At 45.7% G+C, this 10,747-nt stretch carries 10 protein-coding genes; 1 reads left to right on the plus strand and 9 read right to left on the minus strand.

Going from position 1 to position 10,747, the window contains the following annotated elements:
- Nucleotides 1-82: 82 nt before the first annotated feature.
- The 5 genes from xylB to HGO97_RS11595 all read right to left on the minus strand — a co-directional run bounded on the left by xylB (nt 83) and on the right by HGO97_RS11595 (nt 6,447).
- Nucleotides 83-1,546, minus strand: coding sequence for a xylulokinase (xylB, locus tag HGO97_RS11575; RefSeq protein ID WP_168866313.1), 1,464 nt, complete (start codon nt 1,544-1,546; stop codon nt 83-85).
- 1 nt (nt 1,547) lies between these two features.
- Nucleotides 1,548-2,597 carry an NAD(P)-dependent alcohol dehydrogenase gene (locus tag HGO97_RS11580; RefSeq protein ID WP_168866311.1) on the minus strand — a complete coding sequence of 350 codons (1,050 nt, stop codon included), beginning with the start codon at nt 2,595-2,597 and terminating at the stop codon, nt 1,548-1,550.
- A gap of 185 nt (nt 2,598-2,782) precedes the next feature.
- Nucleotides 2,783-3,859, minus strand: a complete 1,077-nt coding sequence (locus HGO97_RS11585) for a sugar ABC transporter substrate-binding protein (protein WP_168866309.1) — start codon at nt 3,857-3,859, stop codon at nt 2,783-2,785.
- 73 nt (nt 3,860-3,932) lie between these two features.
- Nucleotides 3,933-4,913: an ABC transporter permease gene (locus HGO97_RS11590; RefSeq protein ID WP_168866307.1), complete on the minus strand. Its 981-nt coding sequence runs from the start codon at nt 4,911-4,913 to the stop codon at nt 3,933-3,935.
- A gap of 1 nt (nt 4,914) precedes the next feature.
- Nucleotides 4,915-6,447: a sugar ABC transporter ATP-binding protein gene (locus HGO97_RS11595; protein ID WP_330654249.1), complete on the minus strand. Its 1,533-nt coding sequence runs from the start codon at nt 6,445-6,447 to the stop codon at nt 4,915-4,917.
- Between the two features lie 275 nt (nt 6,448-6,722).
- Here HGO97_RS11595 and HGO97_RS11600 point away from each other — a divergent pair, with 275 nt between their 5' ends.
- Entirely contained in the window at nt 6,723-7,832 is a 1,110-nt protein-coding gene (locus HGO97_RS11600) for an ROK family transcriptional regulator (protein ID WP_216241814.1), read from the plus strand.
- Nucleotides 7,833-7,937: 105 nt separating this feature from the next.
- On the opposite strand, the gene HGO97_RS11605 is transcribed toward HGO97_RS11600, so the two are convergent.
- From HGO97_RS11605 to yabP, 4 genes are all read right to left on the minus strand, one after another.
- The gene (locus HGO97_RS11605; RefSeq protein WP_216241816.1) at nt 7,938-9,335 is read right to left on the minus strand and encodes a SpoIIE family protein phosphatase; all 1,398 of its coding nucleotides are present in this window, start codon (nt 9,333-9,335) and stop codon (nt 7,938-7,940) included.
- 150 nt (nt 9,336-9,485) lie between these two features.
- A complete protein-coding gene (locus tag HGO97_RS11610) occupies nt 9,486-9,824 on the minus strand; it encodes an FtsB family cell division protein (protein WP_216241818.1) in 339 nt (112 codons plus the stop codon).
- Between the two features lie 86 nt (nt 9,825-9,910).
- Nucleotides 9,911-10,243, minus strand: coding sequence for a spore cortex biosynthesis protein YabQ (yabQ, locus tag HGO97_RS11615; RefSeq protein WP_216241821.1), 333 nt, complete (start codon nt 10,241-10,243; stop codon nt 9,911-9,913).
- An 8-nt stretch (nt 10,244-10,251) separates the two neighbouring features.
- Complete coding sequence (gene yabP / locus HGO97_RS11620) at nt 10,252-10,536, minus strand: sporulation protein YabP (RefSeq protein WP_216241823.1); 285 nt, start codon at nt 10,534-10,536, stop codon at nt 10,252-10,254.
- Nucleotides 10,537-10,747 lie beyond the last annotated feature (211 nt).

Consider the following 10,747-nt stretch of genomic DNA (forward strand, 5'->3'; position numbering starts at 1 on the left):
TCACTACACACCAAAAGCCGGGATGCGTCCTACATTACTCTGACGCATCCCGGCTCCGTTTTTACAGTTGAGCACCGATTCTTTATTCTCGAAACAGTTCTTTCACTGCCGGATAATATTTTCTGAATTGCTGATATTTTTCCTCATATTTGGCCACTAATTCTGGTTCTGGCTTTACTGTATCTACTACTTTTACTAATTGTCCAGCCGCTTGCTCAACATCTGGAAATTCTCCACAGCCGACCGCGGCCAGGATCGCACCACCGTAACCAGGACCTTCCTCGGTCTCGATGACATCGACTTCCATGTTGAGGATATTTGCGGTCATTTTTTTCCAGAGAGGGCTCTTCGCACCGCCGCCGCAAATTTTTGTCCTCTCGACCTGAATCCCTAATTTTCTTGCTACCTCAAGAGAGTCGCGCAGCCCAAAGATGACTCCCTCCAGAACTGCCTGGGTCATGTCCTCGCGGGTCGTATCCATGGTCATTCCCACGAACATTGCACGTGCATCCGGATCATTATGAGGGGATCTCTCTCCCATCAGATATGGAAGGAAAAATACGTGGTTTTCACCCAGTTTTTCTATCTTTTCCTGCTCCTTTGCATAATCCTTTGTCCGCAGGATTTCATCCATCCACCACTTATTACAGGACGCTGCACTTAACATGCAGCCCATTAAATGATAATATCCATCCGCATGGTCGAAGGAATGCAGTGCATTATTATCATCCACACGGAAGTTCCGGCTGGATATGAAGATTGTCCCGCTCGTTCCAAGGGAAATATTACAGCGTCCTTCGCCTACTGTTCCTGTCCCGACTGCGGCCGCAGCATTGTCTCCCGCTCCTGCAACGAGTTTTACTTCCGGGGACAGGCCTAAAAACGCAGCCAATTCTGGTTTTAAGGTCCCGACCACCTCATAGCTCTCATAAAGCCGGGGAAGCTGCTCACGCCGGATTCCGCAGATTTCCATCATCTGCTTAGACCAGCACTTGTGCTCCACATCCAAAAGCAGCATACCCGATGCATCGGAATAATCCGTACAAAAGGCACCTGACAGACGGTAGTTAATATAATCTTTTGGCAGCATGATTTTTGCAGTCTTTGCAAAAAGTTCTGGCTCATTTTCCTTCATCCACAAAATCTTTGGGGCCGTAAACCCTGCAAATGCGATGTTTGCGGTATATTTAGAAAGCTGTTCCTTCCCAACGACTTTGTTCAGGTAATCTGTCTGTTTCCCGGTCCTTCCGTCATTCCACAGGATTGCAGGCCGCACTACCTGGTCTTTTTCATCCAGGGCCACCAGCCCATGCATTTGACCGCCCGCACCGATTCCTGCAACTTTGGAGGCATCAATACCTGAAATTAGTTCCTTAAGCCCTTCCATCGTCTGCTCATACCAGTCAGCCGGATTTTGCTCCGACCAGCCCGGATGCGGAAAATACAGCGGATATTCTTTTGTCACGACCTTCTGTATCACACCTTTTTCATCCATCGCCAACAGTTTGACAGCAGATGTTCCCAAATCAATCCCTATATAAATCATACTATTTCACCTTTATGACTGCCTTTACAAGGTCTGTCTTATTGTTGACAGCCTCCTCATAAGCCTCCTGGATATGCTCCAGATCAAATTCATGGGTTACGATATTTTTCACATCAATCGCACCGCCTGCTACTGCTGCGATTGCCTTCGGATAAATATTTTTATAACGGAATACAGACTTGATGGTCGCCTCTTTATCCATGATCTGTGCGAAATTATAATTGATCTCTTCCTGTGCAGAAATACCTACTAATGTAATCGTTCCGCCGCGTCTTACGAAAAATGGAGTCTGTGCGATCGTAACTGCAGAGCCTGCCGTTTCAAATACAACATCAAATCCACGACCGCCTGTCAGTTCCTGTACTTTTTCAAAAATATCTTCTTTTCCACTATTCACAACAGCCGTTGCCCCCAGCTCCATTGCTTTTTCCAGGCGGGCATCCACCAGGTCCGCTACAATGATCTGTCCGGCGCCGTGAGCCTTACATGCCAGAAGAGTCACCAGACCAATACAGCCTGCTCCCAGAATGATGACTGTATCCCCTGTATTGACAGCGCCCTGCTCTGCTGCGTAGAAACCTACAGATAAAGGCTCGATCAGGGCTCCCTCTTTCGTAGAAACATTTTCCGGCAGCTTAAAGCACATATCCGCAGGGAAAGCAATATATTCCTCATTGCAGCCCTGTACCGGCGGGGTTGCCAAGAACACAACATCCGGGCAGAGGTTATAATGACCGGACTTGCATGCCTCACATTTTCCGCATGTGATACCTGGCTCCAGGGCCACTCTGTCGCCGACCTTTAAATCCTCCACGCCTGCTCCCACTTCAACTACTGTACCAGCGCACTCGTGGCCCAGCATGAAGTCCTCAGACAGATCTACCTTGTACGCTCCGCAGTTTCCACTGTGGAAATAGTGGACATCTGAGCCGCAGATTCCAACATATTCGAGAGAAACCAGGACCTCCTTCTCCCCCACCTCTGGAACCGGGATTTCTTTGAGGACCATATGGTCCGTTCCTCTCATAAAAGCACCCTTCTGCATTTTCATTTTTATAATCTCCTTTCATATTAAAATCAATTTCACTTCCATTTTCTGTATTCGGCAGGCTTTATACCGTGCTGTCTCCTTTTAGTAAAACTGCCTGGTAATAAAATTTACCAGGCAGCCAGTTCTTTATTTATCTATCATTTACAGATCAGCCGCCCATTCAGGGCACGGATGGAGTCACCTGATTATTCACTGAGGGAACCATCATCCGTAATTTCACCATTGTCAATATACATCTGAATATATTCCTGAACATTATCCTTGTTGATTTCTGGTGCATCAACATAGTCGTTTACATCTGTCACCTTCATTTCTCCACTTACGACTTTATCAGCATATTCCATGTTCTTCTTAGCAAGGTCAGCTGCGGACTGCAGTGCTGTTGAAGTCAAAAGACCTTCTTTGATCAGCAGACATCCCTGCGCTGTACCATCCACGCCGTATGCCAGGAAGCTTGGTGTTCCGTCTGCTGCGATGTACTCTTTATCATCTCTGATTGCTTCGATCGCACCTGCTGCCATGTTATCATTCATAGAAATGATCGCGTCAATGTGTGTACCTGACTGTACCCAGGATTCCATCAATGTCAGAGCCTCATCACTGTTCCAGTTAGCATAATCTTCATAGAGGATCTTTACGTCAGGGCGTTTGTCGAAGAAATACTCTGTCCAAGCCTCTCTTCTCTTATCTGCATGGAAGTTTCCAGACGGGCCGTTCAGAACAACAACATTCGCATTCTTCGGAACCTCTTCTACTGCTCTGTCTGCGCTTACCTTAGCCTGTGCAATCGGATCTGCATCCACAGTTCCTGTTCCTTCCATAACAGAGTCGTCATCGCTGCCGTCTAAGTCGCTCTGGTGGGTCGTCGGATTTGTTGTAATGACCGGGATTTTTGCATCTACAAGCTGCTGTACATAAGGAGCCTGTGCGCCATTGTTGTTAGACTGCACGATAACAAGGTCGTAATTCTTTGTCACACAATCCTCCAGCAGTCCATTTTCTTTATTGTCATCGCCTTCACCGCTGACACAGGTCAGTTCAATATTGTCATAATTTTTTGCTTCATTTTTCATCTCTGTTGTGAGCCATGCTGCAAATGTATCCGCACTGGCACGAGCCACAAAGCAGACACGTTTCTTATCTGACGAAGAGCCGGAAGAAGAATCTCCCTTTGAATCGCCCTTCCCGCCTCCGCCGCATGCTGCCAGCGAAACCGTCATAACTGCTGCCAATAACATTGCTCCGATTTTCTTTGCTTTCATAATACATTTCCTCCTAAAAATGAATTTATTTACTTATCCGGCTGCACACTTTGCAGACAGATCAGGTACAAAATTATTTCCCGCTTTCCTGTGTTTCCTTTACAATGATCACCTTCCGTGATTTCTTAGATTTGCTGACCACATCAAATGCGACCGCAAGGACGATGATGGCACCCTCGATGATCTGCTGAATATATGAGTTTACTCCCAACAGGTTCATGACATTCTCCAAAAATCCGATGATGAACGCACCTGCGATGGTACCGCTTACGGTTCCGATTCCGCCTGTGAAGGAGGTTCCTCCGACGATAGCTGCTGTAAGTCCTGTCATTTCATATCCGACTGCTCCATTCGGAAGACCTGCATTGTTACGTGCCATAAAGATCATTCCAGCCAGTCCGACCATAATTCCGTTTAGAATATAAGATATGTAAATACTCTTCTTTGCATTGATTCCACTCGCCTCTGCCGCTGCTCTGCTGCCTCCGATCGCATACAGGCTGCGCCCGTACCTCGTATTATTGACCAGATACCAGACGACAATCGTGACTCCTACAATAATGATTACCGGCACCGGAATTGGTCCTACCATGCCCTGGCCGATTTTCACGAATTTACCAAGCTGCAGGATGTTCTGACCGCCTGTAAAATACAGTGCCAATCCTCTGGCTGCCTGCTGCATGCCCAATGTTGCGATGAAAGCTGGAACATTGAAGTGTCCTACGAACACTGCATTGATGAGGTTACAGACAATTCCTGTAATCAGTGCAACGATCAACGCCATCGCCATGGACTGTGTGGATTTGTATACGGAAACCGAGAAAACTCCGGCCAGCGCCAGTACTGAACCAACGGACAGATCCAAAAAACCACTGATGATCAGGAGCATTTCACCGTAGGCGATCAGGATGCCCACACACAACTGCCTTGCTACATTGATCAGGTTGCTGTACTGCAGAAAATAAGGACTTATAATACTGCAGATGATAAAGAGTACGATCAGTACAATAAAAATACTTAACTTTTGTAAATAGTGCGATGTTTTTGATTTCATTCTAAGCTCCTCCCAACGTTTCCTCATTCACTAATCCGGCCGCATGTTTCATAATTGTTTCCTGTGTAAATGCATCTCTTGGGATGCAGCCGCTGATTTTTCCCTGGCACATGACGTAGATCCTGTCACACATGCCGATCAGCTCCGGCAGCTCTGAGGAAACCATGATGACCGCCTTTTGATCTTTTACAATATCTGTAATCAGTTTATAGATCTCGAACTTAGCTCCCACGTCAATTCCACGGGTCGGTTCATCCAATATCATGACATCCGGCTCACAGAGCATCCATCTGGACAGAAGGACCTTCTGTTGGTTTCCGCCTGACAGTGTGGATATGGCAGTGTCGAGAGTCGGCGTCTTGACATTCATCTTCGCAAAACTCTGCTTCACATCCTCACGCTCTTTTGCCCGATGTGTGTAACCGCCATAGATAAAACGTTTCAGGCTCGCCAAACTTGCATTTTCCGCTACGCTTCTGACCGGAACGATTCCGTCATCACGCCTGCTTTCTGATAACATGACCAGCTTGTGAGAAATACTGTCACTGGGACTTTTTATTTTCACTTCTTTTCCATCGATCTTAACGGTTCCTGAATCGTGAGGATCTAATCCGAATACGGCCCGCATCGTCTCCGTCCTACCGGCACCGACCAATCCTGCAAAGCCTACGATCTCGCCTTTCCTGACATAGAAGTTGATATCCTCGAACAGATCCTTCTGTGTAAAATGCTCGACCTCCAAAGCTTTTTCACCGATTTCCACCTGTTCCTTTGGATAAACATTATCCAGCTTCCTGCCGACCATCCTTGCAATGACTGTATCCAGATCCAGATCCTGTGCCCGGTCCGTGGATACCACTGCACCGTCCCTTAAGACTGTAATATCATCGGCAATGCGGAATACCTCTTCCATTTTATGTGAAATATATATAATCGAAACACCCTGCGCTTTTAACTGTTCAATCTTGTCAAATAGCTGTTCTACCTCTCTTTGTGTGATAGAGGAAGTGGGTTCATCCATGATAATGACCTGCGCATTATTCGTGATCGCCTTAATGATCTCCAGCATCTGAATATCGGAAACAGTCAGTGTCTTTAACTTCTGTTCAGGAGTATAAGGAAGGTGCTCCTCCTCCAAAAACTTCTTCGCCTCACTCCTCACCTTTTTCCAGTCGACCTTTCCAAACCTATTGATCGGAAGGCGTCCCAAAAAGAGATTCTCCTCCACAGACAGTTCAGGAACATAATTTAATTCCTGAGCGATCATGGAGATACCAAGCTCCCTCGCCTGTATCGGGTTCTTCACCTCAACAGGCTTTTCATCCAGATAGATCTGGCCCTTATCGGCCTGATACAGACCCATGATAATCTTCATCAGAGTTGACTTGCCGGCTCCATTCTCCCCACAGAGTGCATGCACAGTTCCTTTGCGCACTGCAAAATCAATTCCGCTCAGCGCTTTTACTCCAGGGAATGATTTTTCAACTCCGCTGACGCGCATCTTGATTTCGTCCATCACTTCACCCACTTTCATAAAACTTCTTTCCTTTGTTTTCTAAAGTATAATACCGTCCGTTTACTTTTGTCAATTATTTTCTTTAAGTTTGTAATTAGTGTAACAAATTTATTCGAAATATTTGTGCACATTTCACTAATAAGCACGCTTTTAAGCCGATTTAGATATTTTTTTCACAATATCTAAAGTAAAATTCTTTTCTTATCTTGTTAAATTCTTGACCAACTTTCAAAAATGGGTTATCATAAGTTAAGATAGAATCAATCAAATTTGTGATTATAGGGGGACTTATTATGGATGAAAATAATATTAATTCGAGAAGCTTAGGTGATATCTATCGAATGATCTATCAGAACAAGGAATGTTCCAGGCAGGAGATTTCCAGGCAGCTCGGTATCAGTCTGCCGACAGTGACCCAGAATCTTAATAAGCTCCGCAATCTGGGATTTATCTATAATGCTGGTAATTTTGAATCCACAGGCGGCAGGAAGCCGACGATCCTTCGCTGTGTCCCGGATGCCAGATATGCACTGGGCATTGATATTACCCGGAATCACCTTTCCATTGTTTTGATTGATTTAGATTTGAACATTATTGCAGATAAAAGAATCCGTATTCCCTATGATGAGACGGATGAATATTTCCATTCCATCCGTATAGAAACAGAAGAAATCATACAGAACCATATTGCCGACCGTTCCAAGCTTTTAGGAGCCGGGATTTCCATGCCCGTCATCATCGGCTCGGATCAGAAATCCGTGACCTATGCGACGGTAATTGAGGCCTCCCCCGATATTTACCATAAACTGACCGCCCATATTGATGTTCCCATTCTTCTATTCAATGATTCCAACTCCGCCGGACTTGCAGAGAGCTGGAGGGCACACTATACGCAGCCCATGGTCTATCTTTCCTTAAGCAGCAGCGTCGGCGGCGCGAATATGAATAACCAGAATATTTATACCGGAGATAACTGGCGCGGATGCGAGTTCGGACATATGACAATCGTCCCCCACGGAAAGCGCTGTTACTGCGGAAGATACGGCTGTCTCGATGCATACTGCTCCTCCAATGTCCTGTCAGACTTTACAGGAGGGGACTTAAAAAAGTTTTTTGCAGAACTTCCCCACAACAAAGGACTGCAGAACGTGTTCGACCAATACATGAATCACCTTGCCATCGCCGTGAATACTCTCCGCATGTGCTACGACTGTAACATCGTCCTGGGAGGTTATGTAGGAGCCTATATGACAGAATATATCGATACTTTCCGCAAAAAAGCCGTCGCACTCAACCCGTTCGAACAGGATGGGTCCTTCATACGAGTCTGCCATTACCGTACCGAAGCGTCAGCGGTGGGGGCGGCGATCCACTTTATCAATCAGTTCATTCAGGAATTTTAACAAAAGGGGCAGGCCTTTTTGCTCACCGTATTCAGAATATTCTTAAAATACAAGAGCAAAGGGGACTGACCCTTTTGCTCTCCATTGTCGAAATATTCTCATTTTTTAACATTCCCATAATCCTACGACCAGTACTGTCATGTCATCCAGCGGAGGGCTGTTATTCCAATTCAGCACCTGTTCCAGGATATGATGTGCCATTTCCTTGGGATTGTTCATCACGGTTCCCTGTATGATGGTCTCCAATACGATATCCTGCTCGCCTACGGGGAGCGCGTCCATGATGCCATCTGTGACCATGATGACGAAGTCGCCATCCTCCAGCTTACGCTTTACAGAATCGATTTCAATGGTGTGGAGTACTCCAATGGGCAGACTGGTGGAGCTGAGATGTTCTACTTTATCCTTCTTTTTGATGAAGGTGGAGGAAGCCCCTGCTTTTATGATCTCGCAGGTGCCGGTATACAGATCGAACACACTCATATCTATGGTGGAAAAATGGATTTCTTCCCGCCCCATGACCAGAGTCGTGTTAATCATCTGGATTGCTGTCTTTTCGGGAAAACCTGCTTCCAATAATTCTTCCAACAATTCGATAACGAGCGTGCTCTCCCTGCAGGCCTTCTCTCCTGACCCCATTCCGTCGGACAGAGCGACACCCTGCCTGCCGCCCGGAAGCTCCAGCATCATAAAATTGTCTCCAGAAATCTGGTTACATCCCTTCCCTATCCGGGCAACCCCCTGAAGCGTGTAGAATGCAGGTCCTTCCATGCAGACGACCGTGGTATAATCTTTCCCCAGCATCTGGCAGTGTGCTCCATCCAGAACGAACCTGCGTCCCATCACCTCTGAAAGCCCGCGTACCAGTTCCTTCGTGGTCACACATTCATTCTGCATCGCTCTGGCCGTTACATGTACTTCATACTTTCCCTCCTTATTCATAAAAAAGTTGGTATAAAGGACACGGATTCCCTTTCGTTTCAGATGAGAGCTGAGCTTTTTCTCCAGACGCTCGTCCGTAAACATGCTGTCCTCCAGCTCCTTTGCTGTACTCCGAATCATATCCGCAAAAGTATCCATCTGCACGGCGCACCCCTCCCGGCTCTGCGCGATTCGATTGATCCACATCATATTCTGCCGTGCATCATGGAATGCCTCCAACATCTCCCTGAGAAAACGCGGCGCCATAATGCATCTCTGCTGCAGCTTCCGTTTCGTCTCCGTATTGAGCTCATTTCCATAATTATCCACTGCAGAAAGGATTTCATATCCCATCTGGTACGTATGTACAAAATTCTCCCCCCAGCACCAGTCACACTTCTCACAATTTGTACATACCTTGCCTTTTACCCGCTCGAACATATCTTCAATCTCTTCATTGCTGAAGGACTTCTTCTTCTCTTCCAGTTTTAAAAATGTATGAGACAACTGTTTTAAAGAATCTGCAAATTTTTCGATTTGGGCCACATAAGGACTGGCATGTAAAGCTTGTCCATCGTCCATGTTCACCCCTCCTATTCTCCGTATACTTCCGCCGGCATCATTACTTACGGCATCCGGGCACGATATGTGAATCCACCCTTTTCGTAACAACAAAAGCTCCAGGAATCCTCCTGGAGCTTATCTTTCGTAGTGTATATTCATCGTTCTTCTCTATCCCGCCGGTTTAAAAATAATCTCGTCTGGATCAACGAGACCAAGCTTTTCCTCGGCAACTTCTTTTATGTATTCGTCTGTCTTCACATACTTCTTAAATTCTTTGACTTCTTTGGAGCGCTCCTTCTGCTCGCTGATCTGAGCCTTGAGTTCAGCCTCCTGCTGTTTATAGTCCTGATTCTTGGCCTGCAGCTTCACTGCATTCACCGTCAATACACAAATCAGCATCACTAATACAAATGTAATGATGCCAATGCTCCTGCGATGATAACCAAAAGCAGAACTACGCCTGCGGCTTCTGCGCCGTCCGGCTGTGGTTCTTTTCTTATTCGTCATTTATACTCACCCTGCTTATCCTGGCTTAACCATCCCCCGTTGAGCCAAAGATTATTCATTAAACACCCCTGTCTAATAAAATTATTCTAGCGGTTTTTTCCTCTTTTTTCAAGGCCTTTCTTGATTTTTTCATACATTTTTTTCGCCAGAGAAAGCGCGGAATTTGCAAGTATGATACCGCATACCACACCTAGTACAAAAAACCAACGGATACTACCATATGTCGTTCTATACATCTGTCTAAATAAGTATACACTGACTCCAAGCCAATACAGCAGGTCTTCCAAATTCACGACTATAATATGATGTCCGACCAGCCTCCGAAACAATCTTAGGAGCTGATAGCACAGCAAAACAACAATACCTGACAGTCCCGCATAGAGAAAAATAAGCGCCTCTTTTCCGATTCCCAACATCATAGGCGGGCCTACTTAAACAATTTTGCAAAAAAATTCTCATTCGACCGGGCTGCCTGATTTACGCTGGAATAAGCGATACTGTCAATATTTCCAGACAGGTCGACCTCTCCCTTTTCCACGCTGAGCCGGTTCACATGCAGGTCCGTTCCTTTCACCATCAGCATCCCCTGTTCTGTCTCCAATAATATTTCATTTAAGTCAAAAGAAAGAACATCCAGGACTCCGGTGACCATACTTGTCTTTCTGTTATTCACAACCAGTTTATGCGCTTTGGGCATTTGCCGCTCTTCCATACACTTTCCCCCTTCAACTGTGCTCTTCTATATATATGAAAGGGTGTTTTAAAATATGTATCTTTTTTCTGCTTTATTTCCAAACGCTCCTTCTTTTTGCAACCTGCATTTCCATAAACTGCCAAATTTTGCTGTGACCAGTATATACTTTCCACTTTTTTTATAATATAATAAAGACTAACCTAAGTTGTGATTTATTCTGGAAATGGCA

Origin of the sequence: Faecalicatena faecalis, assembly GCF_012524165.2 — a bacterium.
Lineage (GTDB): Bacteria > Bacillota > Clostridia > Lachnospirales > Lachnospiraceae > Faecalicatena_A > Faecalicatena_A faecalis.